This is a genomic window from Erwinia sp. V71 (assembly GCF_965644245.1).
In the GTDB taxonomy this organism is placed as follows: domain Bacteria; phylum Pseudomonadota; class Gammaproteobacteria; order Enterobacterales; family Enterobacteriaceae; genus Erwinia.
Genome location: NZ_CBFFRK010000002.1, coordinates 57,239 through 82,654, shown reverse-complemented (window position 1 = coordinate 82,654; position 25,416 = coordinate 57,239). Strand labels below are relative to the sequence as shown.

The 25,416-nt window shown below is 53.9% G+C and carries 30 protein-coding genes; 16 read left to right on the top strand and 14 right to left on the bottom strand.

The genetic code is table 11. The features are described 5' to 3' along the window. Window positions 1–13 precede the first annotated feature (13 nt). Window positions 14–643, bottom strand: coding sequence for a 23S rRNA (uridine(2552)-2'-O)-methyltransferase RlmE (rlmE, locus tag ACSZO1_RS00905; protein WP_437608599.1), 630 nt, complete (start codon window positions 641–643; stop codon window positions 14–16). Window positions 644–771: 128 nt separating this feature from the next. Between rlmE and yhbY the strand changes: the two genes are divergently transcribed. Next, window positions 772–1,065 (top strand): ribosome assembly RNA-binding protein YhbY, encoded by a 294-nt coding sequence (gene yhbY, locus ACSZO1_RS00900; protein ID WP_437608597.1) that lies wholly within the window; start codon window positions 772–774, stop codon window positions 1,063–1,065. Window positions 1,066–1,231: 166 nt separating this feature from the next. On the opposite strand, the gene greA is transcribed toward yhbY, so the two are convergent. Then, on the bottom strand, window positions 1,232–1,708 hold the full coding sequence (gene greA, locus ACSZO1_RS00895; RefSeq protein ID WP_437608595.1) for a transcription elongation factor GreA: 477 nt from the start codon (window positions 1,706–1,708) through the stop codon (window positions 1,232–1,234). 251 nt (window positions 1,709–1,959) lie between these two features. On the opposite strand from greA, the gene dacB reads away from it, so the two are divergent. Continuing rightward, window positions 1,960–3,393 (top strand): serine-type D-Ala-D-Ala carboxypeptidase, encoded by a 1,434-nt coding sequence (gene dacB / locus ACSZO1_RS00890; protein WP_437608593.1) that lies wholly within the window; start codon window positions 1,960–1,962, stop codon window positions 3,391–3,393. A 35-nt stretch (window positions 3,394–3,428) separates the two neighbouring features. Here dacB and ACSZO1_RS00885 read toward each other — a convergent pair whose 3' ends face one another. Continuing rightward, window positions 3,429–5,696, bottom strand: a complete 2,268-nt coding sequence (locus tag ACSZO1_RS00885; protein WP_437608591.1) for a TonB-dependent siderophore receptor — start codon at window positions 5,694–5,696, stop codon at window positions 3,429–3,431. A gap of 294 nt (window positions 5,697–5,990) precedes the next feature. Between ACSZO1_RS00885 and fes the strand changes: the two genes are divergently transcribed. Continuing rightward, the gene (gene fes / locus ACSZO1_RS00880) at window positions 5,991–7,214 is read left to right on the top strand and encodes an enterochelin esterase (RefSeq protein WP_437608589.1); all 1,224 of its coding nucleotides are present in this window, start codon (window positions 5,991–5,993) and stop codon (window positions 7,212–7,214) included. Window positions 7,215–7,266: 52 nt separating this feature from the next. Here the strand turns inward: fes and cgtA are convergent, their stop codons facing one another. The 4 genes from cgtA to rplU all read right to left on the bottom strand — a co-directional run bounded on the left by cgtA (window position 7,267) and on the right by rplU (window position 10,131). Next, a complete protein-coding gene (cgtA, locus tag ACSZO1_RS00875) occupies window positions 7,267–8,445 on the bottom strand; it encodes an Obg family GTPase CgtA (protein WP_437608587.1) in 1,179 nt (392 codons plus the stop codon). Window positions 8,446–8,461: 16 nt separating this feature from the next. Beyond that, on the bottom strand, window positions 8,462–9,427 hold the full coding sequence (locus ACSZO1_RS00870) for a DMT family transporter (protein WP_437608585.1): 966 nt from the start codon (window positions 9,425–9,427) through the stop codon (window positions 8,462–8,464). 119 nt (window positions 9,428–9,546) lie between these two features. After that, window positions 9,547–9,804 (bottom strand): 50S ribosomal protein L27, encoded by a 258-nt coding sequence (gene rpmA / locus ACSZO1_RS00865; RefSeq protein WP_437608583.1) that lies wholly within the window; start codon window positions 9,802–9,804, stop codon window positions 9,547–9,549. Between the two features lie 15 nt (window positions 9,805–9,819). After that, on the bottom strand, window positions 9,820–10,131 hold the full coding sequence (rplU, locus tag ACSZO1_RS00860; protein WP_437608581.1) for a 50S ribosomal protein L21: 312 nt from the start codon (window positions 10,129–10,131) through the stop codon (window positions 9,820–9,822). 262 nt (window positions 10,132–10,393) lie between these two features. Between rplU and ispB the strand changes: the two genes are divergently transcribed. Both ispB and ACSZO1_RS00850 read left to right on the top strand, forming a co-directional pair. Further along, on the top strand, window positions 10,394–11,365 hold the full coding sequence (gene ispB / locus ACSZO1_RS00855; RefSeq protein WP_437608579.1) for an octaprenyl diphosphate synthase: 972 nt from the start codon (window positions 10,394–10,396) through the stop codon (window positions 11,363–11,365). 300 nt (window positions 11,366–11,665) lie between these two features. Further along, window positions 11,666–11,953 carry a helix-turn-helix domain-containing protein gene (locus ACSZO1_RS00850; RefSeq protein WP_437608577.1) on the top strand — a complete coding sequence of 96 codons (288 nt, stop codon included), beginning with the start codon at window positions 11,666–11,668 and terminating at the stop codon, window positions 11,951–11,953. Window positions 11,954–12,184: 231 nt separating this feature from the next. Here ACSZO1_RS00850 and murA read toward each other — a convergent pair whose 3' ends face one another. The 7 genes from murA to mlaF form a co-directional block, all read right to left on the bottom strand. Beyond that, window positions 12,185–13,444 (bottom strand): UDP-N-acetylglucosamine 1-carboxyvinyltransferase, encoded by a 1,260-nt coding sequence (murA, locus tag ACSZO1_RS00845; RefSeq protein WP_437608575.1) that lies wholly within the window; start codon window positions 13,442–13,444, stop codon window positions 12,185–12,187. A gap of 84 nt (window positions 13,445–13,528) precedes the next feature. Further along, window positions 13,529–13,783: a BolA family iron metabolism protein IbaG gene (gene ibaG, locus ACSZO1_RS00840; RefSeq protein ID WP_437608573.1), complete on the bottom strand. Its 255-nt coding sequence runs from the start codon at window positions 13,781–13,783 to the stop codon at window positions 13,529–13,531. A 124-nt stretch (window positions 13,784–13,907) separates the two neighbouring features. Beyond that, a complete protein-coding gene (mlaB, locus tag ACSZO1_RS00835) occupies window positions 13,908–14,204 on the bottom strand; it encodes a lipid asymmetry maintenance protein MlaB (RefSeq protein WP_437608571.1) in 297 nt (98 codons plus the stop codon). Beyond that, window positions 14,204–14,836, bottom strand: a complete 633-nt coding sequence (gene mlaC / locus ACSZO1_RS00830) for a phospholipid-binding protein MlaC (RefSeq protein WP_437608569.1) — start codon at window positions 14,834–14,836, stop codon at window positions 14,204–14,206. Before mlaC ends, mlaB begins: the two co-directional genes overlap by 1 nt. A gap of 12 nt (window positions 14,837–14,848) precedes the next feature. Beyond that, a complete protein-coding gene (gene mlaD, locus ACSZO1_RS00825; RefSeq protein ID WP_437608567.1) occupies window positions 14,849–15,388 on the bottom strand; it encodes an outer membrane lipid asymmetry maintenance protein MlaD in 540 nt (179 codons plus the stop codon). 4 nt (window positions 15,389–15,392) lie between these two features. Next, window positions 15,393–16,175 (bottom strand): lipid asymmetry maintenance ABC transporter permease subunit MlaE, encoded by a 783-nt coding sequence (gene mlaE / locus ACSZO1_RS00820; protein ID WP_437608565.1) that lies wholly within the window; start codon window positions 16,173–16,175, stop codon window positions 15,393–15,395. Window positions 16,176–16,182: 7 nt separating this feature from the next. Further along, window positions 16,183–16,995 (bottom strand): phospholipid ABC transporter ATP-binding protein MlaF, encoded by an 813-nt coding sequence (mlaF, locus tag ACSZO1_RS00815; RefSeq protein ID WP_437608563.1) that lies wholly within the window; start codon window positions 16,993–16,995, stop codon window positions 16,183–16,185. Window positions 16,996–17,411: 416 nt separating this feature from the next. On the opposite strand from mlaF, the gene ACSZO1_RS00810 reads away from it, so the two are divergent. The 11 genes from ACSZO1_RS00810 (at window position 17,412) to npr (ending at window position 25,393) form a co-directional block, all read left to right on the top strand. Next, window positions 17,412–18,389: a calcium/sodium antiporter gene (locus tag ACSZO1_RS00810; protein ID WP_437608561.1), complete on the top strand. Its 978-nt coding sequence runs from the start codon at window positions 17,412–17,414 to the stop codon at window positions 18,387–18,389. A gap of 18 nt (window positions 18,390–18,407) precedes the next feature. Next, on the top strand, window positions 18,408–19,394 hold the full coding sequence (kdsD, locus tag ACSZO1_RS00805; protein ID WP_437608559.1) for an arabinose-5-phosphate isomerase KdsD: 987 nt from the start codon (window positions 18,408–18,410) through the stop codon (window positions 19,392–19,394). Window positions 19,395–19,411: 17 nt separating this feature from the next. Next, complete coding sequence (kdsC, locus tag ACSZO1_RS00800) at window positions 19,412–19,978, top strand: 3-deoxy-manno-octulosonate-8-phosphatase KdsC (RefSeq protein WP_437608557.1); 567 nt, start codon at window positions 19,412–19,414, stop codon at window positions 19,976–19,978. Next, window positions 19,975–20,541, top strand: coding sequence for an LPS export ABC transporter periplasmic protein LptC (gene lptC / locus ACSZO1_RS00795; RefSeq protein WP_437608555.1), 567 nt, complete (start codon window positions 19,975–19,977; stop codon window positions 20,539–20,541). The genes kdsC and lptC overlap by 4 nt, the downstream gene beginning before the upstream one ends. Beyond that, entirely contained in the window at window positions 20,519–21,073 is a 555-nt protein-coding gene (gene lptA / locus ACSZO1_RS00790; protein ID WP_437608553.1) for a lipopolysaccharide ABC transporter substrate-binding protein LptA, read from the top strand. Before lptC ends, lptA begins: the two co-directional genes overlap by 23 nt. A 6-nt stretch (window positions 21,074–21,079) precedes the next feature. Then, window positions 21,080–21,805 carry an LPS export ABC transporter ATP-binding protein gene (lptB, locus tag ACSZO1_RS00785; RefSeq protein ID WP_437608552.1) on the top strand — a complete coding sequence of 242 codons (726 nt, stop codon included), beginning with the start codon at window positions 21,080–21,082 and terminating at the stop codon, window positions 21,803–21,805. A 48-nt stretch (window positions 21,806–21,853) separates the two neighbouring features. Continuing rightward, the gene (gene rpoN, locus ACSZO1_RS00780; protein ID WP_437608550.1) at window positions 21,854–23,287 is read left to right on the top strand and encodes an RNA polymerase factor sigma-54; all 1,434 of its coding nucleotides are present in this window, start codon (window positions 21,854–21,856) and stop codon (window positions 23,285–23,287) included. 23 nt (window positions 23,288–23,310) lie between these two features. Then, on the top strand, window positions 23,311–23,598 hold the full coding sequence (gene hpf / locus ACSZO1_RS00775; protein ID WP_437608548.1) for a ribosome hibernation promoting factor: 288 nt from the start codon (window positions 23,311–23,313) through the stop codon (window positions 23,596–23,598). A 151-nt stretch (window positions 23,599–23,749) separates the two neighbouring features. Next, entirely contained in the window at window positions 23,750–24,232 is a 483-nt protein-coding gene (gene ptsN, locus ACSZO1_RS00770) for a PTS IIA-like nitrogen regulatory protein PtsN (RefSeq protein ID WP_437608546.1), read from the top strand. Window positions 24,233–24,269: 37 nt separating this feature from the next. Then, entirely contained in the window at window positions 24,270–25,124 is an 855-nt protein-coding gene (rapZ, locus tag ACSZO1_RS00765) for an RNase adapter RapZ (protein ID WP_437608544.1), read from the top strand. Then, window positions 25,121–25,393 carry a PTS phosphocarrier protein NPr gene (gene npr / locus ACSZO1_RS00760; RefSeq protein ID WP_437608542.1) on the top strand — a complete coding sequence of 91 codons (273 nt, stop codon included), beginning with the start codon at window positions 25,121–25,123 and terminating at the stop codon, window positions 25,391–25,393. The genes rapZ and npr overlap by 4 nt, the downstream gene beginning before the upstream one ends. The last annotated feature ends 23 nt before the right edge of the window (window positions 25,394–25,416 follow it).

Sequence of the window (25,416 nt, the reverse complement as noted above, 5' to 3'; positions counted from 1 at the left end):
AGTTATTTTAGCGCTATAGTTTGCGCCCTGTCGCTACAATGTACACCTCACGCGAACGTGCACGCGAAGCGTCCGGCTTACGAATTTTTACTTTCGTAAACAGGGAGCGAATTTCCCGCAGGTATTCATCAAAGCCATCTCCCTGAAATACTTTCACCAAAAAACTGCCGCCAGGTGCCAGTACATCACGACACATATCCAGCGCCAGTTCAACCAAATACATCGAACGGGGAATATCCACGGCAGGTGTGCCGCTCATGTTGGGTGCCATATCGGACATCACAACCTGAACCTTTGCCTCACCCACTCGATCCAGCAATGCCTTCAGCACGGTTTCTTCACGAAAATCGCCCTGCAGGAAATCAACACCGACAATCGGGTCCATCGGCAGAATATCGCAGGCGATGATGCGGCCTTTCGCGCCGATCTGCGTGACCACATATTGCGACCAGCCGCCCGGCGCGGCGCCGAGGTCCACCACGGTCATGCCCGGTTTGAACAGCTTATCGCTCTGCTGGATCTCATCAAGTTTAAACCAGGCGCGCGAACGCAACCCTTTTTTCTGCGCTTCCTGCACATATTTATCGCTAAAGTGTTCCTGTAACCAGCGACTGGAACTGGCCGAACGCTTTTTACCTGTCATACAATTTCCAACTATTCTTCATCATAAGCGATAAATAAACCGCCCAAAACCGTTCTGCCGTTTGGTGATACACTGGAGATGGCGGTAGAATGTACCGTTTTCAATCCCAATGTAAGTAAAAAAATACGATGACTTTGAGTACCAAACAAAAACAGCACCTGAAAGGTCTGGCACACCCGTTAAAACCCGTCGTCATGATGGGTAACAATGGCCTGACCGAAGGTGTGCTGGCCGAGATCGAACAAGCACTTGAACACCATGAACTCATCAAGGTGAAAATCGCTACGGAAGACCGTGAGACCAAAAACCTTGTGGTTGAGGCTATCGTGCGCGAGACAGGTGCAAATAACGTGCAGGTAATCGGCAAAACGTTGGTGCTGTATCGCCCAACAAAGGAACGCAAGATTTCCATACCGCGCTAATGTCCTGGGCGATGCACCTGAGGGTTTTTCTCACGTGCCCAGGTCATTAATGGCAAAATTGCCATGCTCCTGCATCAGATAAAAGGCCGCACTGCGGCCTTCTTCTTATCTTTACAATCAACCGGGAGAAACCCGTCTTATCGGTGATATTTTCACCAATAAACAATCAGATATATTTCACATCGAGGATTTCGTACTCCACATCCCCGCCCGGCGTTTTAATCACAACCACATCATCAGCTTCTTTACCCACCAGGCCACGCGCCATTGGTGAGTTAACAGAGATCAGATTCTGCTTAAAATCCGCCTCGTCATCGCCCACGATGCGATAAGTAAACTCTTCGTCACTTTCCACATTCAATACGGTAACGGTGGAACCAAAGATCACGCGACCATTGGCGTTCATTTTAGTGACATCGATCACCTGCGCATTGGAAAGTTTTGCTTCAATTTCCTGAATACGCCCTTCGCAGAATCCCTGCTCTTCACGCGCCGCATGATATTCAGCGTTTTCTTTCAGGTCACCGTGCTCACGCGCTTCAGCAATAGAGGCAATAATACGGGGACGGCGAACCGTTTTCAGCTCATCGAGCTCTTCACGTAACTTCTCCGCGCCCCTTAACGTCATCGGAATCTGGTTCATCTCAATACCTCGTAATCTGTCCTGTTCAAAGTGTCGTCATCCTGACGGAGTGACTACAGCAGCCGCGTTCTGCGGCGCTGACTGCTGAATTGCAAACAAAAGAAACCTGACCCGGGGTGAAGCCCCAGGGTCAGGATCGGTTTTGCATTTTGATACGTATTTTACCCCAGAGTTCCCTGTGGGTCATCGTTTACTTTGCCCCTCAATGCGCCGTAGTATGACAGCTCATTTACTGTCAGTACCGCGAGATTATGCGATTTTCACGACTTGTTACCGGATTGACCTTTGCGTTTATGCTGCAGGCGAACGCGGCGCCCGTTGAAGAATACAGCCAATATTTACCTGATGGCGCCAACCTGGCGCTGCTGGTGCAGAAAGTCGGCGCCACCACGCCGATCATCGATTATCACGGTCAGCAAATGGCGCTGCCCGCCAGTACCATGAAGGTCGTGACCGCGCTGGCGGCGCTGCTGCAACTGGGGCCCGATTACCGTTTCCACACTACGCTGGAAACCAAAGGTGCCGTCTCCGGCGGTACGCTAAATGGCGATCTGGTCGCCCGTTTTGGCGGAGATCCCACTCTGACGCGCCAGGATCTGCGCAATATGGTGGCGGTACTGAAAAAGCAGGGTGTACAGCATATCGATGGCAACCTGGTGATCGATACCTCGGTCTTCGCCAGTCACGATAAAGCCCCCGGCTGGCCGTGGAACGATATGACTCAGTGTTTCAGCGCCCCGCCAGGCGCGGCGATTGTTGATCGCAACTGCTTCTCGGTGTCGCTGTACAGCGCACAAAAAGCGGGCGACAACGCCTTTATTCGCGTGGCTTCCTACTATCCGGTGAATATGTTCAGTGAAGTGCGCACGCTGGCGCGCGGATCGTCTGATGCACAATACTGCGAGCTGGACGTGGTGCCGGGTGAACTGAATCGTTTTACGCTGACAGGCTGCATGATGCAGCGCGCCGAGCCGCTGCCACTGGCCTTCGCTATCCAGGATGGCGCCAGCTATGCCGGTGCGATTCTGAAAGCGGAACTGCAGGATGCCGGCATCGACTATCGTGGTCATCTGGTGCGTGAAAAACGTGTCAGCGAGCCAGGCTCTGTGCTGGCGCAAACGGAATCCGCCCCGCTGCGTGATTTGCTGAAAATCATGCTGAAAAAATCCGACAATATGATTGCCGATACGGTGTTCCGCACTATCGGCCACGAGCGTTTTAATGTGCCCGGCACATGGCGTGCAGGACAGGATGCGGTGCGGCAAATTCTGCGGCAAAAAGCCAATATCGATATGGGTAACAGCATTCAGGTGGATGGCTCCGGGCTGTCACGCCATGATCTGATTTCTCCGGCCACCATGATGCAGGTGCTGCAATATATTGCGCAGAACGATCAGCAGCTGAATATTATCTCGATGCTGCCGCTGTCGGGTTATGACGGCACGCTGCGCTATCGTGGCGGTCTGCATGAAGCGGGCGTGGATGGCAAACTGTCGGCGAAAACCGGTTCACTGCAGGGCGTGTATAACCTGGCGGGATTCCTGACGACTGCCAGCGGCCAGCGCGTCGCCTTTGTCCAGTTCCTTTCCGGCTATGCAGTGCCACCGGAAGATCAGCGTCAGCGCCGAATTCCGCTGGTGCGCTTCGAAAGCCGCCTTTATCGCGACGTCTACCAGAACAACTAACAGAAACGGGGAAAGCATGCTTTCCCCGTGATGTTTTAGAACTGCGTGTTCAGACTCATATAGAAAGTACGACCTGACTCGTTATAGGTATTGGCACCTGCGCCATCCATATAACTCGTCCCTGCGGTATTACCTGTACGCTGCGAATTACCCTGACGGAAATGACGCTTATCAAGCAGGTTATCAATACCCAACGTCACGCTGACGTACTTATTAACATCATAGGTACCGCTCATACCGAGAATGGAGTACGGACTCACTTCCGCCAATGAGCTGCCCGTCAGCAGTTTGTGCTGGTAGTCATATTTTTTCGGTGTCTGACGACCATACCATGTGAACGTGGTTTGCAATGACAGATCCTGAGTCGCCTGCCATGCTAGTGTTGAGTTCAGCGTATATTCCGGAATAACCGACAGACGATCGCCAGTAGACTTATTCTTACTTTTCAGCATGTAAGTCAGATTGTTATTCCAGCTGATATCGTCAGAAACCGGAATATTGACCGTACCTTCAAGTCCTTCGACTACGGCTTTTGGCACGTTTTCCCATTTATAAATATTGGTTGTGCCATTGCTGGATGTGCCGGTACTGACATAACCCGATTCGATCTTATTACGGTAATCGTTACGGAACCATGTAATCCCAGCCTGATAACCTTCATGCTTATATTCGATACCAATTTCTTTATTAATGCTGGTTTCCGCTTTCAGATCGGCATTACCTAACAGGTAACATGGCGTGGTACCACCACCATCAGCACAACCCTGACCATTGCTGTACAGAAGATAGTTGGGATTCGTCTGGTACAAACTCGGGGCTTTATAGGCACGTGCGATGCCCATCTTAAGCGTGAAATCATCCGTCAATCCCTGGGTTAAATTCAGCGACGGACTCCAGTTGTTACCGACAATCGTGTGATGATCGAAGCGCAGACCCGGCACTAACATGGTGCTGTCCGTCAGCTCCATATTATCTTCGGCAAACAACGAGAAAATTTCTGCTGAAGAGTAAGGGCTGCGACCTGTACTGCTGACACCATCGATAGTACCGGAGGCAAGCGTCTGTGTGTTTGAAACACTATCCTTCATTCGCTGCTGGTTCCACTCAACGCCTAAGGTGGCGGTCTGATTCACCAGTAGCTCGAACGGAATGCTAACCTCGCTGTGCATCAGCACATCATCCAGCTGAATATCAGAGAAGTTGTCGTTGGAGAAAATCCCCTCAACACCCCCAGCAAGACCTTCGTTCATCCGCGAGTTACGCGTGTTTTCGTACTGAACAAAGTTTTTCGTGCTGACGCCGTTATCCCATGCCCCTTCCCAGGTGATGGCAAAGTTCTGGCGATACATACGGTTGGTTTCTTTACCGTAATTTTCCTGCACCAGGGTATTGGTGTTGGTGTTCTGGGTATCACCGGCATACAGGTTACCCTGACGGCTATAACCTGCTTTAAACTCCAGCGCCTGCATCGGCGCAAACGCCCAGCGCAGCAAGCCGTTAATATCTTTATTTACAGAACCTTCACGTCCGGCAGGCACCGTGCTGGCGTAACTACCGATGCGCGTAGAGCGATGGTCTTCGTTGATATACTGTGCATCCGCTTGCGTCTTACTCAGTCCGCCATACAGACGTAAGCTGACATCATCGCCTAATGGCCCGGTCAGGCTAAAGTTAGTACGTTTGGTGGAACCTTCAGCTTTGTGCTCCGGCGCATTGAAGTAAGTATTCCATGAGCCATGCCACTCACTGGTGGAGTCCTTTTTGGTGATAATATTTACCACACCACCCGCCGCACCATTGCCGTAACGCGCCGCTGCCGGACCACGAATGACTTCAATATGATCGATCATTTCCGGCGGCACCCAGTTGCTGTCGCCACGCGTATCACGCTCGCCGCGCCAGCCCAGACGCACTGAGTTACGGCTGGTCACCGGCATACCATCGATCAGAATCAGCGTGTTCTCAGGCCCCATACCACGGATATCAATCTGGCGGTTGTTACCGCGCTGGCCACTGGTGGAGTTGCCGGTCAGATTAACGCCGGGCATGGTACGGACAATTTCGGAGACATCACGGGCAGGAGGACGTTTCTTGATTTCATCGGCGGTGATAGTGGAAACCCCTGGCGCCTGCAGTGTCTGCTCTGCTGCGGTAACGACCAGTGTACCTTCACTGTCGCCAGATTTTTCGCCTGAGGACGCTGTCGTACTGCTGTTTTCCGCTGCCACTGCGGGGAAAGATACCGTCGCCACCAGGCCGAACTCCAGCAACAGTGCCAGAGATAAACGGGATAATTTATTCATTTTTTTCATCCTGGATCATGAACACCGCAGCCATGCACCAGAGTGACAACGATGTAGACTCACCAAAACACGATGTGTAGTAGTTTCAGGAAGGGAAATCCCCTGCTGGTGCGGGAAATACAGAATTGATGAGGCAAATCAGTGCGCTCATCGGGGACATCCATGAGACTCACTGTCGCAAATTTGCAATCAGCGGACACACCCTATTGCAAATACGAATACTTATCAATAGCATTATTTATTACTTAACTAAACCATTTCCTGACGCTCACAAGAAACTTACAATGAAAAATCATGGTGTTAACTAGCAATATCGGCAGTGAAGGCTGGTGGCAAAAAATCAGGCAACAGGGTACGCCGCTGATCGGCACGGCGAGCAATGGATCGCATCTGGTCACTTTTTACTGGCGCGATCCTGAAGGCGATGAATCCCGTTCCACGATCCAGCATGTGTGGATCAATATCACCGGCATCACCGATCATCATCAACAGGCACAACCTCAGTCGTTGCAGCGTATCGCCGGTACTGATGTCTGGAGCTGGCAAACGCAGCTCGATGCCCGCTGGCGTGGCAGCTATAGCCTGATTCCCCAGCGTGCGACAGAGACTGCGCATCGTCCTCCTGCCGCTGGCGCGGATATGCAGCAAACGCGCAGCTGGTGGCGAGAGGTGTTTACCGCCGCCCAGGGCGATGCATTAAATCCACAGCACAGCTGGAAAAGCGGGCGCGGCCATATTACTTCGCCGCTGCATATGCCGCTGGCGCCGCCACAACCTTACTGGCTGGCCGCAGAACAGCAGCCACGCGTCCCCCATCACTACAACAGCTATCAGTGGCACAGTGAGCGCCTTGGAAACAGCCGTACGGTCTGGGTGATTACCACAGGGGGTGAGGATCCTGCCAGCCGTCCACTGGCGATCCTGCTCGATGGCAAATTCTGGGCGCAGACGATGCCCATCGGCGCGCCATTACAGGCAATGACCGATGACGGCGAGCTGCCACCGGCAGTGTATTTATTGATCGATAGCGTCGATACACAACAGCGTGGTCGCGAGCTGCCCTGCAATGCTGATTTCTGGCTGGCAGTGCAGCAGGAATTACTGCCACAGCTGCGCGGCTGGGCCAGCTGGGATAATGATGCCACGCACACTATTGTCGCCGGGCAAAGCTTTGGCGGCTTATCCGCCGTGTATGCCGCGCTGCACTGGCCGCAGCAGTTTGGCTGTGCACTGAGCCTCTCCGGATCATTCTGGTGGCCACAGCGTGACAGCGAGGAAGGATGGCTGTTGCAGCAAATTGCCGGAGGCCTTGCGGATCAGGCAACACTGCGTTTTTATCTTGAAGCGGGTTTAAACGAACCGCTTATCGTGCGGGTTAATGATCGTCTGTCGCAACAGCTGGGTGCTGCCGGACATCAGGTAGACTATCAAAAGATTTACGGTGGTCATGATGCACTGTGCTGGCGTGGCGGGCTGACGGAAGGGTTAAAGCGGCTCTGGTCGGCATCCCGGCGCTGAACATCGTTCAACTGCAATAAAAAAGGGCGGTATCAATACCGCCCTCTGAAGATTAACGCTGATAGATAATTTCGACGCCTTCGTCGTCGTCTTCATCCCAGTCGTCGTCCCAGTCATCATCTTCTGCAGCTTCAGCTTCTGCTTCAGCCAGCTGCTGACGATGATAGTCGTCCCACATAAACTCGACTTTCTCGGGTTTCTTCTCTTCCTGCAGCTCTTCTTTCGGATTGGCGTTGATAAACGACATCACATCCCAGCACAGCGCATTGACGCCAACGCGGTTCGCTGCGGAAATCAGGTAGTATTTATCTTCCCAGCCCAGCGCTTGCGCAATGGCTTTCGCACGGGCTTCAGCTTCGGCCTCATCCAGCAGGTCAACTTTGTTGAACACCAGCCAGCGTGGTTTCTGGTACAGCTTCTCGCTGTATTTTTCCAGTTCACCAAGGATAATGCGCGCATTTTCCACTGGATCAGATTCATCAATCGGTGCCAGATCGATCAGGTGCAACAGCACTCGGCAGCGCTCAAGATGCTTCAGGAAGCGAATACCAAGACCCGCCCCTTCCGCCGCGCCTTCAATCAGACCCGGGATATCCGCCACCACAAAGCTCTGCTCGCTATCCATACGCACCACGCCCAGGCTTGGCACCAGGGTAGTAAACGGATAGTCCGCAACTTTCGGTTTCGCCGCAGAAACGGCGCGAATAAAGGTCGATTTACCGGCATTAGGCAGACCAAGCATGCCCACATCCGCCAGCAGCATCAGTTCCAGCTGCAGATCGCGTTTCTCGCCCGGCGTACCCATGGTTTTCTGACGCGGGGTACGGTTCACGGAAGATTTAAAACGCGTGTTGCCGAGGCCGTGCCAGCCGCCTTTCGCCACCATCAGCTTCTGATCATGGCGCGTCATATCGCCCAGCGTTTCACCCGTGCCCTGATCGATCACGCGGGTGCCCACTGGCACTTTAATAATGATGTCTTTGCCGCGCTTACCGGTGCAGTCACGGCTCTGGCCATTCTGACCACGCTCGGCACGGAACGACTTCTCGAAACGGTAGTCGATCAGGGTGTTGAGGTTTTCATCAGCCAGCATATACACATCGCCGCCATCGCCACCGTCGCCACCGTCCGGACCACCTTTCGGGATATATTTCTCACGGCGGAAACTGACACAGCCGTTGCCGCCGTCACCCGCGACCGCCAGAATCGTCGCTTCATCTACAAACTTCATTTTACTTCTCCGTAAATCATTCGCCCGTCGGCCCGAGCGGTGGCGCCGTAACAGGTTTGTTCCGCTGTGGCCACAAGCGATGACCAATTGCGGAAAACATGGCGCCAGCGACCACAACCACTGCACCGATAAAGCCGAGCAGGTTCAGGGCTGGCACAGCAAAAGAGTGCGGCCAGGCCAGCGATAATAATTCTGAAAACAGCAGTGTAAATAACGGGGTCAGCGTCACTAACGCGCTGACCTGCGCCGCCTGCCAGCGCGCATACGCTTCCGCTAACGCGCCATAACCCACCAGGGTATTCGCACCGCAATACAGCAGGCAAAGCCACTGCCAGCCATCCAGCTGCAGGATGCGTTCTGTCTGCGCCAGCGGCAGCAAGGCAATAGTACATAAAGTGTACAGCAAAAACAGAATTTGCTGTGACGCCAGACGTCGCAGCAGAACTTTTTGTGTCACCCCGTAGATGATCCACACTGCTGCGGCGCAAACGCCGAAAATCACGCCCAGCGTATAATCCGTCAGGCGGGTAAAGATTTCGATCAGGCTGGTGTTGAAAAACATCGCCAGACCGCAAATTAATGTGACAGCGCCAATGATCTGGCTGGTGCGCATCTTTTCTTTCAGGATAAAGACGCTGGCAATCATCATGCCCACGGGAGCCAGCTGTGCAATCACCTGTGAGGCTGTTGGGCTCAGATACTGCAGCGAAGAGCTGAACAGCACAAAATTACCCAGCAAACCGCAGGTCGCAATCACCAGCAGTAACGCCCAGCGCGTGCGTAAACAGATATGCAGCGGCGGCAGCTGGCGTTTCATCACCAGAATCGCGCCCAGGCCAACCGTCGCCATCAGAAAGCGATAAAATACGATGGTAAACGGATCCATCACCACCAGTATCTGCTTCATTGCAATGGGCAGCGAACCCCAGCACATTGCAGTGACCAGTGCCAGCGCAATGCCTGTACCTGCCTGCTGTTTCATTACCTGCGTCCTGCCTGCAGTCAGTAAAGACCAGAATGTAAAAAGCCCCGCAACAAATGCGGGGCTTATTTTCGTCAGTTATCGCTGCCTGAAATCCGGCAACTTATGACGCGAAAACCTTACTCAGCAACGATGCTGATGTATTTACGGTTGTTCGGGCCTTTAACTTCGAATTTGACCTTGCCGTCTGCAGTTGCAAACAGGGTGTGGTCACGACCGCAGCCTACGTTAGCGCCGGCGTGGAACTTGGTGCCACGCTGACGAACGATGATGCTACCAGCCAGTACAGATTCGCCGCCGAAACGTTTTACGCCCAGACGTTTTGCGTTGGAGTCACGACCGTTACGAGTCGAGCCGCCAGCCTTTTTGTGTGCCATTTGTCAGATCTCCTCTTAGGCGCTGATGCCAGTGATCTTCACATCAGTGAACCACTGACGGTGACCCTGCTGCTTACGGTGGTGCTTACGACGACGAAACTTAACGATCTTAATTTTCTCGCCACGACCATGAGCAACTACTTCCGCTTTGATCACGCCGCCAGCAACTAATGGAGCGCCGATCTGAACGTTTTCGCCGTTAGCAATCATCAGAACCTGGTCGAACTCAATAGTTTCGCCGGTTGCGATGTCCAGCTTTTCCAGGCGAACGGTCTGACCTTCGCTGACTCGGTGTTGTTTACCACCACTTTGGAAAACCGCGTACATATAAAACTCCGCTTTCCGCGCATGCCTTTTGTTATTTTCAGGCGGCGCTATAAATATTCACAATAGGGCGCGAATTCTACGCAAAAACCCAGGCGTTGACAAGTGCCCTGTCACAAGGATTGCAGAAAAAAAACGCAGCGTGATTGTGGACGTTTCTCCGCCGCGTTTTTCAAGTACAATAATCCATTACTTGCCGCGTGTTACGGCGTGCAGACGCAAGGCGCGTATATTGCAGTGAACCAGGCCATAGCTGAACAGACTGATGAACCTAGAACAGATTAATGAATTGACCGCGCAGGATATGGCGGCCGTCAACGAGACAATCCTTGCACAACTGAATTCTGATGTTTCGCTCATCAACCAGTTGGGCTACTACATCATTAGCGGCGGCGGGAAACGCATCCGCCCAATGATTGCGGTGCTCGCCGCTCGTGCCATCCACTACACGGGCAGCCAGCATATCACTGTCGCGGCGCTGATCGAATTTATTCATACCGCCACCCTGCTGCATGATGATGTCGTGGACGAATCTGACATGCGCCGGGGTAAAGCGACGGCTAACGCCGCGTTCGGCAATGCTGCCAGTGTACTGGTGGGGGACTTTATCTACACCCGTGCATTCCAGATGATGACCAGCCTCGGTTCGCTGCGGGTACTGGCTCTGATGTCTGAAGCGGTCAATGTGATTGCCGAAGGCGAAGTCCTGCAGCTGATGAACTGTAACGATCCCGATATTACGGAAGAGAGTTACATGCGGGTGATCTACAGTAAAACGGCGCGTTTATTCGAAGCGGCGGCACAATCTTCGGCGATCCTCGCGGATGCGACCGAAGCGCAGGAAAAAGCGTTGCAGGACTACGGGCGCTATATTGGCACCGCCTTCCAGCTGATCGACGACCTGCTTGATTACAGCGCAGACGGCAAAACGCTGGGCAAAAACGTCGGTGACGACCTGAGCGAAGGCAAACCCACTCTGCCGCTGTTGCATGCAATGAAGCATGGCAATGCGGAGCAGTCGGCAATGATTCGCAGCGCCATCGAAGAAGGTAATGGCCGTCATTTACTGGAACCCGTATTGGAAACAATGCGCCAGTGCGGTTCACTGGAGTGGACGCGTAATCGTGCGGAGCAGGAAGCAGATAAAGCGATTGCGGCATTACAAGCCCTGCCTGAATCACCGTGGCGCAGCGCGCTAGAAGCGCTGGCACATATGTCAGTCCAGCGCGAGTTTTAAGTTTACAGGGGGAATACTCTCGTATTCCCCGCAGTTCCTCATACAGCATCTTTCCCCAGATTTCCGCTTTCGCAGGAGAGCCTCCCTGAGTATCCCGCTTCGGGCAGCAATCTCTCAAATCATTCGCCCTCTCGTCGTGTTACACGCCATTTCATCCATTCTGCGTGCCGTCACGCAATTCTCCGTTCTGGCTGAGAAATTACTGGAATTTTATGGAAATAAGTTGCTATAAATTAGCCAGTAATCTCAGGAGAGATACGATGGATTCTACTAAATGGACGTTATCAGGGAGGATTGCTGATGCAGGCAAACAACAAAGACTGGCACCCCGCAGACATTATCGCCGCAAGAAAGAAAAAGGGAACCACACTGGCAGCAGTATCACGCCAGGCAGGACTGAGTTCATCAACACTGGCCAATGCACTCAGCAGGCCATGGCCGAAAGGTGAGTGGCTGATTGCGGAAATCATTGGCGTACATCCGGCGAAAATCTGGCCGAGCCGCTATTACGATCGTGAAACACAGCAGCTCATCGATCGCCGCAAACTGATACGCCACCTTGAAAAAAACGCGGCGAGTGAGGAATAAACGTATCAGGGCCGGACTGAGTCTGGCCCTCGCCTGGCGCTGCCCGACACCGGATTAACATCCGCGGACATAACGCTGATGATAATGCTGCAACACGGCCAGGACAGCGCAATGGTCATGAGAATGACAGGCCTGTCTGCGGACGAACTGAAACACATGCACCATTAAACATCGCCACTCAACAAATAAAAAAAGGCCGAACTGAGTTCGGCCTTTTAGCTCGTCGGGCGATTATTCGCCGCTGACACGCTCGATATTCGCGCCCAGCGCTTTCAGCTTATCTTCGATATGCTCATAGCCGCGGTCGATATGGTAGATACGGTCAACAATAGTGATGCCTTCCGCAATACAACCCGCCAGCACCAGGCTCGCCGATGCACGTAAGTCGGTCGCCATCACCTGCGCACCAGACAAATGCTCAGTGCCATGGCAAATCGCCGTATTGCTTTCGATTTCCGCACGTGCGCCCATACGAATCAGTTCCGGCACATGCATAAAGCGGTTTTCGAAAATCGTTTCGGTAATCACGCCAGTACCTTCAGCCACCAGGTTCAGCAGGGTAAACTGAGCCTGCATATCGGTCGGGAAGCCAGGATGCGGGGAAGTGCGCACAGTGACCGCTTTTGGTCGCTTGCCGTGCATATCCAGACTGATCCAGTCTTCGCCCACTTCAATATCCGCGCCCGCTTCACGCAGCTTGGCCAGCACCGCATCCAGCGTATCTGGCTGGGTATTGCGGCACAGCACTTTACCGCGCGAAATTGCCGCCGCCACCAGGAACGTGCCGGTTTCGATACGGTCTGGCAGCACACGGTAAACACCGCCGCCCAGGCGTTCAACACCTTCGATGGTAATGCGATCGCTACCCGCGCCGCTGATTTTCGCGCCAAGGTTATTGAGGAAGTTTGCCGTATCGACAATTTCCGGCTCACGCGCGGCGTTTTCGATAACGGTGGTGCCCGTCGCCAGCGTCGCGGCACTCATAATGGTCACGGTCGCGCCAACGCTGACCTTGTCCATCACGATATGTGCGCCTTTCAGACGACCATCAACCGACGCCTTCACATAGCCTTCTTCCAGCTTGATTTCCGCACCCAGCTGTTCCAGACCGGTAATGTGCAGATCCACCGGACGTGCGCCAATCGCACAGCCACCCGGCAGAGACACCTGGCCCTGACCAAAGCGCGCCACCAGCGGACCTAACGCCCAGATAGAGGCACGCATGGTTTTCACCAGATCATAAGGCGCGCAATAAATGCTGACATCACTGGCGTCCAGATGCACCGAGCCATTGCGCTCCGCTTTCACCCCAAGCTGGCTGAGCAGCTTCATGGTGGTATCGATGTCCTTCAGTTTCGGGACATTCTGAATCTCAACCGGCTCTTCGGCCAGCAGAGCGGCGAACAGGATAGGCAGCGCGGCATTCTTGGCTCCGGAGATTGTGACTTCACCACTTAGCCGGGTTGGACCCTGTACACGAAATTTATCCATTGCTACTGCTCTCTGTTAGAAACTGCTTTCTGTTGGAAACTGAAAAGCGGTCCGCCAGCTGGCCTGATGCCACGCGGGGACAGCTTAGAAACCGTTCAGGATACGGTCACGCGCCCACTCTGCAGGCGTATAGGTCTTGATCGACACTGCATGAATACGGTTATCCGCAATATATTCCATCAGCGGCGCATAAACCGCCTGCTGCTTCTTCACGCGGTTAAGTTCAGCAAACATCTCACCAACGGCAATAACCTGAAAATGGCTGCCATCACCCGTGACATGTACTTCATCTAACGGTAACGCGCTCATCAGCACGGACTGGATTTCACTATTTTCCATGGGGCTCTCATAAACAGTGTGACATTTTTGTCGGGTATAGTAGTGGAAACGACATTTATCTTAAACAAGCAAAAAGCCCCTGATCGCTCAGGGGCACAACCCGCTTACTGACGTACGACGACAACTAAGCCGGGGAAACAATGAGTTGCTGCAAATTATACAGGGTAATTAACGAGCGTAATTTACCGTTGATGCCGGTAAATAATGGCGTTTTCCCCTGCTGCTGTCGCAGCTGGCGCAGATGAACCAGCAGCGCCAGTCCGGCGGAATCGACCCGCTCCAGTGCGGAAACATCAATCGTATCGATCTGCTCCATCACTGTTTCACGCTGCTGCCACAAGGCCTGTAGCGTCTCGCGATCCAGCTCCCCCTGTAAATGCAGGGTGGCGGACTCAATCCGCCAGCTCAGTTGCTGCGCCATTATTTTTTCTGTTCCAGAGTAATCCGCTGCGCTGCGTAAGATTTCAGCTGCTCAGTCAGACCATCAACCCCTTTCTGACGCAGGGTATCACTCCATTCATTCTGCTTGGTGGTGATCATACTGATCCCTTCAGCAATCATGTCATACGCCTGCCAGTCGCCGGTACGGCTGTTTTTACGCCACTGGAAATCAAGGCGCACTGGCGGACGGCCATTCGGATCGATAATCGTCACACGGATCGCCACAATCGTGGCGTCACCCAGCGGCTGTTCCGGGGCGATCTGGTAAGTCTGGCCGTTATACATCGCCAGCGCCTGACCATAAGCCTGCTCAAGATAAGCGCCAAAAGCCTCAAAATAGGCATCACGCTGTGCCGGAGTGGCTTCTTTGTAGTAACGACCTAATACCAGCGCACCGGCATACTTAATCTGCACATACGGCAGCAACTCTTCACGCACCACCTGGCGCAGATAGTCCGGATTCTGTTTGATTTTAGGCTGTTCATTTTTCAGGCGGGTAAAGGTTTTTTCCGCCGCTTCATTCATCAGCTTGTAAGGATTGCTCTGGTCAGCAGCCGATGCTGCCAGTGGCACAACCGCCAGCAGCGCGGCGATCAGAAAACGTTTCAACATAACTCTAGCCTCTTAGGGTTGTTCAGGTGCTGGCGCGGAACCCGCAGCCGGAGCAGCGTCCTGCTGCTTAGTTTTATCGCTATTGTCGCCGCTCTTATACAGGAACTGTCCGATCAAATCCTCCAGCACCATGGCAGATTTGGTGTCCTGCAGCGTATCGCCATCTTTCAGCAGCGCCGTCCCCATTTCAGGATCGTCAAAGCCAAGATTCAGCGCCAGATATTGCTCACCCAGCAGACCGGAGGTGCGGATTGCCAGCGAACTGGTGTCCGGGATCTTGTCGTACTGCTGTTCAATATCCATGGTGACACGTGGCGAATAGGTTTTCGGATCGAGGCGAATATCGCTGACGCGCCCAATCACCACCCCGCCAATTTTCACCGGCGAACTTTTTTTCAGGCCGCCGATATTGTCAAACGTGGCGTACAATTTCCATGTTGGCTGAGTGCCCAGCGACTGCACATCCGCCACACGCAGGCAGAGGAACAATACTGCGGCCAGCGCCAGCAGCATAAAGACACCTACCCAAATTTCACTTTTCCTGGTTTGCATTGAATCAGTTCCCAAACATCAGTGCCGTCAGCACAAAATCTAAACCGAGCACCGCCAGTGATGAATGCACCACCGTGCGCGTTGTCGCCCGACTAATCCCTTCCGAAGTCGGAATCGCGTCATAACCGTTAAACAGCGCGATCCACATTACCGTCACGGCAAACACTGCGCTTTTAATCACACAGTTAACCAGATCCATGCGGAAATCGACCGCGTTCTGCATCGCCGACCAGAAGAACCCACTGTCGATGCCTTTCCAGCTGACACCCACCAGCGATCCGCCCCAGATACCCACCGCGGTAAAAATCAGCGCCAGCAATGGCATACTGATAAAACCAGCCCAGAAGCGCGGCGAAATCACCCGGCGTAGCGGATCTACCGCCATCATCTCCATACTGGAGAGCTGTTCAGTGGCCTTCATCAGACCAATTTCCGCCGTCAGCGCAGAACCCGCACGACCGGCAAACAGCAAGGCGGTGACCACCGGCCCCAGTTCACGCAGCAGCGAAAGCGCCACCAGCATGCCCAGGCTGCTTTCCGCGCTATAGGTGGTCAGCACCAGATAGCCCTGCAGCCCCAGCACCATGCCAATAAACAGCCCGGAGACCACGATAATCAACAGCGACAGCACGCCGACGCTGTAGAGTTGTTTAACCAGCAGCGGCGCATGTTTGCGAAACTCTGGCTTGCCCATCAGGGCATGGAACAGCATCAGTCCGGCGCGACCAAAAGCAGCGAATACGTTTATCCCCTGTCGCCCGAATGATGCCAGCGCACGTAATAACATCAGTTACTTATCTCCCTGAACCGACCAGGTCAGTAAGGTAATCCCCGGCGGGAAAACGGAATGGCACCGGTCCGTCAGCGATACCATCAATAAACTGGCGCACCCGTGCATCCTCATTGTGATTCAGTTCGGCGGGGGTGCCCTGCGCGATAATTTTTTGCCCCGCCACAATATAGGCGTAATCGGCAATGCTCAACACCTCTGGCACATCGTGTGAAACGACGATGCAGGTCACGCCCAGTGAATGGTTAAGCTCATCAATCAGCTTCACCAGTACACCCATGGTGATCGGATCCTGACCGACAAATGGCTCATCAAACATGATCAGATCCGGTTCAAGGGCGATCGCGCGCGCCAGTGCCGCGCGACGCGCCATACCACCCGACAGCTCAGAGGGTTTCAGCTGAGCAGCCCCGCGCAGGCCCACCGCTTCCAGCTTCATCATCACCGTGCTGTGCAGCAGCTCTGGCGGCAGCTGGGTATGTTCACGCAGCGGCCATGCCACGTTTTCATACACCGTTAAATCGGTAAATAACGCACCGGACTGGAACAGCATGCTCATTTTTTTGCGCGCGTCGTACAGGCGCGCCCGGGAAAGCGTGGGAATATTTTCGCCGTTAAACCAGATTTCACCGGCATCCGGTTGCAACTGGCCGCCAATCAGGCGCAGCAGTGTGGTTTTGCCGATGCCTGATGGCCCCATAATGGCGGTCACTTTCCCTTTTGGCACCGTCAGCGAGATGTTGTCGAATATTGGCCGGTCGCCGCGCGAAAAACTGACGCCGCGCACCTCGACCAAATTCGTTTCCGTCTGGCTCATTCGTTCACTCATCCTAAATGTTCAGATATCGACCCGCATAATGCAGGTTGCAGGCCGCTGTCGCCAGGGTGCCTGTAAACTGCAGTATCACTGGTATATCAATTTACCGTCTGTGGCTGCAGATTGCAGACCAGGACGACTACTTTTACAGAAACTTACCGCTTAAGTTAGGCAATAACAGTCATGACAAGTTCTGACCTCCGCGCGTTTTCGGACAAACAGTCGCGGAAAATGTTGCGATATTCGCGCCCAAAAGGCCGTAGCAGCGACATAATCGGTAAGACAAGGTTGTCATCTTATCGTCATTAGTTTTACTTTTTGCTCATGGATCGTCAAAATTACCGCCATTCTCAGTTTTTGACGGCCTGACGTCGTTTCAGGCACGCGGACGATTCTACCCGATCAAAGGATTTTTCATGCTTTTAGCTGCAGCACTATTAGTTATCGGTTTGATTTTACTGGTCTATGGTGCAGATCGTCTGGTGTTTAGCGCCGCTATTTTATGTCGTTCGCTGGGTATCCCGCCGTTAATCATTGGTATGACCGTTGTCGGTATCGGCACTTCGCTGCCAGAATTGATTGTTTCACTCTCCGCCGCCACCCATGGTCAGATGGATATTGCCGTCGGCACCGCACTCGGCTCCAATATCACCAATATCCTGCTGATTTCCGGCGGCGCCGCGCTGCTGCATCCGCTGACCGTACACTCCAACCTGGTACGGCGTGAACTGCCGCTGATGCTGCTGGTCACATTACTGTGCGGTATGATGCTGTTTGATAACCAGTTAGGCCGCCTGGATGGCATTGCCCTGATTATTATCGCCGTATTGTATCTGGCCTTTATTATCAAAATCGCCCGCCGTGCTGAACGCGATAACAACGACAGCCTGACACGCGAACAGCTGGCCGAGCTGCCACGCGATGACGCCGGTAACACGGTAGCGTTTCTGTGGCTGGCGATGGCGCTGATTATGCTGCCGATGTCGACCCGCATGGTGATCGATAACGCGACCGTGATTGCCGACTACTTCGGCGTCAGCGAACTGGTGATTGGCCTGACGATTATCTCGGTGGGCACCAGCCTGCCGGAGCTGGCGACAGTGATTGCCGGCGCACTGAAAGGTGAAGATGATATCGCCATCGGCAACCTGATCGGTTCCAACATTTATAATATTGTCATTGTGCTCGGTATTCCGGCGCTGCTGTATCCCGGCGCCATTGATGTCAGCGCCTTTGCGCGGGATTACTGGGTGATGCTTGGCGTCAGCGCGCTGTTTACGCTGATCTGCCTGCGGCGCAGCCGCCGCATTGGTCGTGCAGTGGGTCTGCTGCTGCTCTGTGGTTTCATTGCCTGGGTGGCTGCGTTGTACCTGCTGCCTAACGGCATCATCTGACTGAAAGGATTGCATACCATGTCTCACGTCAACCTCGAACCCGGTTTCGATTTCCAGCAGGCAGGGAAAGAAGTGCTGCGCATCGAACGCGAAGGTCTGGAAGAGCTCGATCAGTACATCAACGACGACTTTAGCCGTGCCTGCGAAATGATGTTTTACTGCCAGGGCAAAGTGATCGTGATGGGCATGGGCAAATCCGGCCATATCGGCAAAAAGATGGCGGCGACCTTCGCCAGCACCGGCACCCCGGCGTTTTTCGTCCACCCCGGCGAGGCCAGCCATGGTGATCTCGGCATGGTAACCGCCAGTGATATCGTGATAGCGATTTCCAACTCCGGCGAATCCGCCGAGATCCTCGCGCTGATCCCGGTATTAAAACGCCTGCACGTTTCATTAATCTGCATGACCAGCCGCCCTGACAGCGCCATGGGGCGCGCGGCGGATATTCATTTGTGCGTGAAAGTCCCGCAGGAAGCCTGTCCGCTGGGGCTGGCACCGACTTCCAGCACCACCGCAGCGCTGGTGATGGGTGACGCGCTGGCTGTCGCGCTGCTGAAAGCACGCGGCTTTACCGCAGAAGATTTTGCCCTCTCCCACCCCGGTGGCGCGCTGGGGCGTAAATTATTGCTGCGCGTCAGTGATATTATGCATCAGGGCGACGAGGTCCCGCATGTCAGCAAAGAGGCCTCGCTGCGCGATGCCCTGCTGGAGATTACCCGCAAAAACCTCGGTATGACGGTGATTGTCGATGACCTGATGAAAATCGAAGGGATTTTCACCGACGGTGACTTACGCCGGGTATTTGATATGGGCATCGACTTCCAGAACGCCTCTATCGCCAGTGTGATGACTCGCGGTGGCATCCGTGTCCGGCCGGGCATGCTGGCAGTCGATGCGTTAAACCTGATGCAAACCAAACACATCACCGCCGTGATGGTTGCCGATGGCGACCAGTTGCTGGGTGTGGTACATATGCATGACATGCTGCGCGCAGGCGTAGTCTGAAAAGGAAAACAGTAACAATGAGCCAGACAGAGGCAATCGTCGACACGTTCTACGGCCCGGTAGCCCAGGAAGTGATGACGCGCGCGAAACAGATCCGCCTGTTAATATGTGATGTAGATGGCGTGATGTCTGACGGCGTGATTTATATGGGCAATAATGGTGAAGAGCTGAAAGCCTTCAACGTGCGCGATGGCTATGGCATTCGTTGCCTGCTGACCTCAGGCGTGGAAGTGGCTATTATAACCGGCCGCAAAGCGAAACTGATGGAAGATCGCTGTAAAACTTTAGGCATTACGCATCTTTACCAGGGACAATCGGATAAGCTTTTGGCCTTCCGCGAACTTCTGGATACACTGTCGCTGAGCGCCGATCAGGTTGCCTATATCGGCGACGACCTGATTGACTGGCCGGTAATGGCGCAGGTCGGGCTTAGCGTGGCGGTCGCCGATGCCCATCCGGTCTTGCTGCCACGTGCGCAGTATGTGACGCGCATCGCGGGCGGACGCGGCGCGGTACGCGAAATTTGCGATCTGATATTGATCGCGCAGGATAAGTTTGATGATGCCAAAGGGCAATCTGTATGAGTAAAACCCGGCGCTGGATTACGCTGACACTGGCCCTGATTGCCATTATTCTGGTGGGCTGGAACCTGGCGGGCAACGACGCGCCGCAGCCTGCTGCGGGCAATAGCCAGGAACCGACGTATACCAGCGCGAACACCAGCACGGTGGCGTACAACCCGCTGGGTAGCCTGAGTTACAAACTCGTCTCCGATAAAGTGACGGCGTTTGAAGTGGAACAGCTGAGCTGGTTCGATAATCCGGTGATGACCACCTACGACGAAAACAAGGTCGCAACCTGGTCAGTGCGCGCGGATAAAGCCAAACTCACCAAAGATCGCCAGCTGTATCTTTATGGTCATGTGGAAGTGAACAGCCTGACCCAGGATTCGCAACTTGAGCGCATTAAAACTGATAATGCCCAGGTGAACCTGATCACTCAGGATGTCACCTCTGAAGATCAGGTCACACTTTATGGCCGCAGCTTTAACTCTACAGGTATGAAGATGCGTGGAAATTTACGGACGAAAACTGCCGAGTTGCTTGAAAAGGTTAAAACCTCCTATGAAATTCAAAATGCACAATAAACACAGCCTTAAGTTACTGCTGCTCAGCACCCTGTTCGCCACCGCTCTGCCTGCTCTGGCGCTGACCGGCGACTCGGATAAACCGGTCAATATTGACTCGGAAAACCAGGCGCTGGATATGCAGGGCAATGTCGCGACCTTTACCGGCAAAGTCATCGTCACCCAGGGCACAATCAAAATCACCGCGGATAAAGTGGTGGTGACACGTCCAGGCGGCGACAGCAATAAAACCATCGTCGATGCCTATGGCGCGCCAGCCACCTTCTACCAGATGCAGGACAACGGTAAACCGGTTCAGGGCCATGCAGAAAAAATGCATTATGAGCTGGCGAAAGATTTCGTTGAGCTGACCGGCAATGCTTATCTTGAACAGCTCGACAGCAATGTGAAAGGCGATCGCATCACCTATCTGGTGAAAGAGCAGAAGATGCAGGCTTACAGCAACAGCGGCAAACGCGTCACCACCGTACTGGTGCCTTCGCAGCTGCAGGACAAGAGCACGCCGTCTGACGGCCAGAAAAAGAGTAACTAATTCGTTATGGCAACATTAATCGCTGAGAACCTGGCGAAGGCCTATAAAGGCCGCCGTGTGGTGGAAGATGTCAGCCTGGAAGTGAAATCAGGCGAAATCGTTGGCCTGCTCGGCCCGAATGGTGCCGGTAAGACCACCACCTTCTACATGGTCGTGGGCATTGTACCGCGCGATGCTGGCCGTATTGTGATTGACGACGAAGATATCAGTATTCTGCCGCTGCATGCGCGCGCGCGCCGCGGCATTGGCTATCTGCCACAGGAAGCCTCTATTTTCCGCCGTCTCAGCGTGTACGATAACCTGATGGCGGTATTGCAGATCCGCGATGACTTAACCACTGAGCAGCGCGAGGATCGCGCAAAAGAGCTGATGGAAGAGTTTCATATCGAGCATCTGCGCGACAGCATGGGTCAGTCTCTCTCTGGCGGTGAACGCCGTCGCGTGGAGATCGCCCGTGCGCTGGCGGCAAATCCCAAATTTATTCTGCTGGATGAACCCTTTGCCGGGGTTGACCCCATCTCAGTCATTGATATTAAAAAAATTATCGAGCACCTGCGCGACAGCGGGCTCGGCGTACTGATTACCGACCATAATGTCCGCGAAACGCTGGCAGTATGTGAACGGGCTTACATTGTCAGCCAGGGGCATCTGATCGCCCATGGCACACCAGAAGCAGTACTGGCCGACGAACAGGTAAAACGCGTCTACCTGGGCGAAGAGTTCAGACTCTGATATGGTGTTGTTTTCACGCAGTATCTCTTGGGAATTTGAATCCTGACTATGAAGCAAGGTTTGCAACTCAGGCTTAGCCAACAGCTCGCGATGACGCCGCAATTGCAGCAGGCGATCCGTTTGCTGCAACTCTCTACGCTTGAACTCCAGCAGGAGATCCAGCTGGCGCTGGAAAGCAATCCATTGCTGGAACAAACCGATCTTCATGATGAAGTCGAGGCGCACGAGTATCAGGAAAAAGAAGCCCTGGATACCCGCGAGGCGCTGGAACAGAAGGACATGCCGGAAGAGTTGCCGCTGGACGCCAGCTGGGATGAAATCTATACCGCAGGAACGCCGTCCGGCAACAGCGTCGACTACCATGACGATGAACTGCCGGTGTATCAGGGGGAAACCACCCAGAGCCTGCAGGACTACCTGATGTGGCAGGTGGAGCTGACGCCATTCACGGATACCGACCGCGCTATCGCTACCTCGATTGTCGATGCCATTGACGATACCGGCTATCTGACCGCCACACTGGAAGAGATCCGCGACAGCATCGGTGATGAAGAGCTGGCGCTGGACGAAGTGGAAGCCGTGCTGAAACGTATTCAGCGTTTTGATCCAATCGGCGTTGGCGCCCGCGATCTGCGTGACTGCCTGCTGGTGCAGCTGTCGCAATATCCTGATGACACGCCGCTGCTGAAAGAAGCACGTCAGATCGTCAGCGAACACCTCGATCTGCTGGCCAACCACGATTTCCGCAGCCTGATGCGCTCCACCCGGCTGAAAGAAGACGTGCTGAAAGGCGCGATGCTGCTGATCCAGTCGCTCGATCCGCGTCCGGGCCAGTCGATCAACACCAGCGAACCCGAATATGTCATTCCCGATGTGCTGGTGCGCAAAGTCGGCACCCGCTGGACAGTGGAACTGAATGCTGACAGCGTGCCACGGCTGAAAATCAATCAGCACTACGCCGCAATGGGTGGCGGCACGCGCAACGACAGCGACACGCAATTTATCCGCAGCAACCTGCAGGAAGCCAAATGGCTGATTAAGAGCCTGGAAAGCCGTAATGACACGTTGCTGAAAGTGACGCGCTGCATTGTTGAACAGCAGCAGGCGTTCTTTGAACAGGGTGAAGAGTTTATGCGCCCGATGGTACTGGCGGATATCGCCTCTGCCGTCGAAATGCATGAATCCACCATCTCCCGCGTGACCACGCAAAAATATCTGCACAGTCCGCGCGGCATTTTCGAACTGAAGTATTTCTTCTCCAGCCACGTGAATACCGAAGGCGGTGGCGAAGCCTCCTCGACGGCTATTCGCGCACTGGTGAAGAAGCTTATCTCGGCGGAAAACCCCACTAAACCACTGAGCGACAGCAAGTTAACCACCATGCTTTCCGAACAGGGCATCATGGTGGCGCGCCGTACTGTCGCCAAATACCGAGAGTCTTTATCCATCCCGCCATCGAACCAGCGCAAGCAATTGGTTTGATCTGAACTGAGAAGGAAGACACTATGCAGCTGAATATCACCGGGCAACATGTTGAGATCACCGATCCATTACGTGATTTTGTGAACAGCAAATTTGCCAAACTGGAGCAATATTTTGACCGTATTAATCAGGTCTATATTGTGCTGAAAGTGGAGAAAGTCACCCAGGTGGCTGATGCAACGCTGCATGTGAATGGTGGAGAATTACACGCAACCTCGGAAGCGGTGGATATGTACGCGGCCATTGACGGGCTGATCGATAAACTGGCGCGTCAATTGACCAAACATAAAGACAAGTTAAAACAACACTAAATTCACTTTTGCCTCATCGGCAACGGCGCGCAGCGGAGGACGTCTCTCCGCCAGTGCGCCGCTGTCGATAATAATTTGCTGCTTTTCCCATCACATGGCGAGTAAAGTAGGCAGATGAGCGGGCACAAGCGAACACGTAAGTGAAACTATGATGAACAACGATCTCACACTGGAACTGACCTCTGTCCTCAGCGTTGACTGCACCCGCAGCGGCGTACACTGCCAGAGCAAAAAGCGGGCGCTGGAAATTATCAGCGAGTTAGCAGCCAAACAGCTGAACCTGCCGCACCAGACCATCTTCGAAGCGATCCTGACGCGCGAACGTATGGGCAGTACAGGCATTGGCAATGGCATCGCTATCCCGCACGGCAAACTGGAAGAGGATACGCTGCGCGCGGTGGGCGTGTTTATTCGCCTCGATCAGCCGATTGCCTTCGACGCAATTGATAACCAGCCTGTGGATCTGCTGTTCGCGCTGCTGGTGCCGGCCGATCAGTGCAAAACCCATCTGCACACGCTGTCGCTGGTGGCCAAACGCCTGGCGGATAAAACCGTGTGCCGTCGCTTACGCAGTGCGCAGAGCGATGAAGAGTTGTACGAGATCATTACTGAAAGCCAGGAAGAGAACCATTAAAACACTGGTGCGGTTGTATTAATCGGGAGAAAAGTTAATGGTGCTGATGATCGTCAGCGGTCGTTCAGGTTCAGGTAAATCAGTCGCACTGCGCGCACTGGAGGACATGGGATTTTACTGTGTCGATAACCTGCCGGTGGTGTTATTGCCTGAACTGGCGAACTCTCTGGCCGATCGCAACATATCTGCGGCGGTCAGCATCGATGTACGTAATATGCCGGAATCGCCGGAAGTCTTTGAGAAAGCGATCACCAGCCTGCCGGACAGTTTCTCGCCGCAGCTGCTGTTCCTGGATGCCGATCGCAACACGCTAATCCGGCGTTACAGTGATACACGCCGCCTGCACCCGCTTTCCAGCAAAAATCTGTCGCTGGAGAGTGCTATCGATGAAGAGAACGATCTGCTGGAGCCGCTACGCTCCCGCGCCGATCTGATTATCGATACCTCGGAAATGTCGGTGCATGAGCTGGCGGAGATGCTGCGTACGCGCCTGCTGGGCAAGCGTGAGCGCGAGCTGACCATGGTGTTTGAGTCCTTTGGCTTTAAACACGGCATTCCGATTGATGCAGATTATGTGTTTGACGTGCGTTTCCTGCCTAACCCACACTGGGACCCGAAACTGCGCCCGATGACGGGTCTTGATCGCCCGGTCGCCGCCTTCCTCGATCGCCATACCGAAGTGCATAACTTTATCTATCAGACCCGCAGCTACCTGGAACTGTGGCTGCCAATGCTGGAAACCAATAACCGCAGTTACCTGACGGTGGCAATTGGTTGTACCGGTGGCAAGCACCGCTCAGTGTATATCGCCGAACAGCTGGCGGATTATTTCCGTTCACGCGGGAAAAATGTTCAGTCACGTCACCGTACGCTGGAAAAACGCAAATCATGACCGTAAAGCAAACTGTCGAGATCAGAAATAAGCTGGGTATGCACGCCCGTCCGGCGATGAAGCTGTTTGAACTGGTTCAGAGCTTTGACGCGGAAGTGCTGCTGCGTAACGAAGCGGGCACCGAAGCCGAAGCCAGCAGCGTGATTGCGCTGCTGATGCTGGATTCAGCTCAGGGTGGCCAGATTGAAATTGAAGTGAGTGGCCCGCAGGAACAGCAGGCGCTGGCTGCGGTCATTGAACTGTTTGAAGCGGGCTTTGACGAAGATTAACGCCGCGCAGCGGTGATATTCCC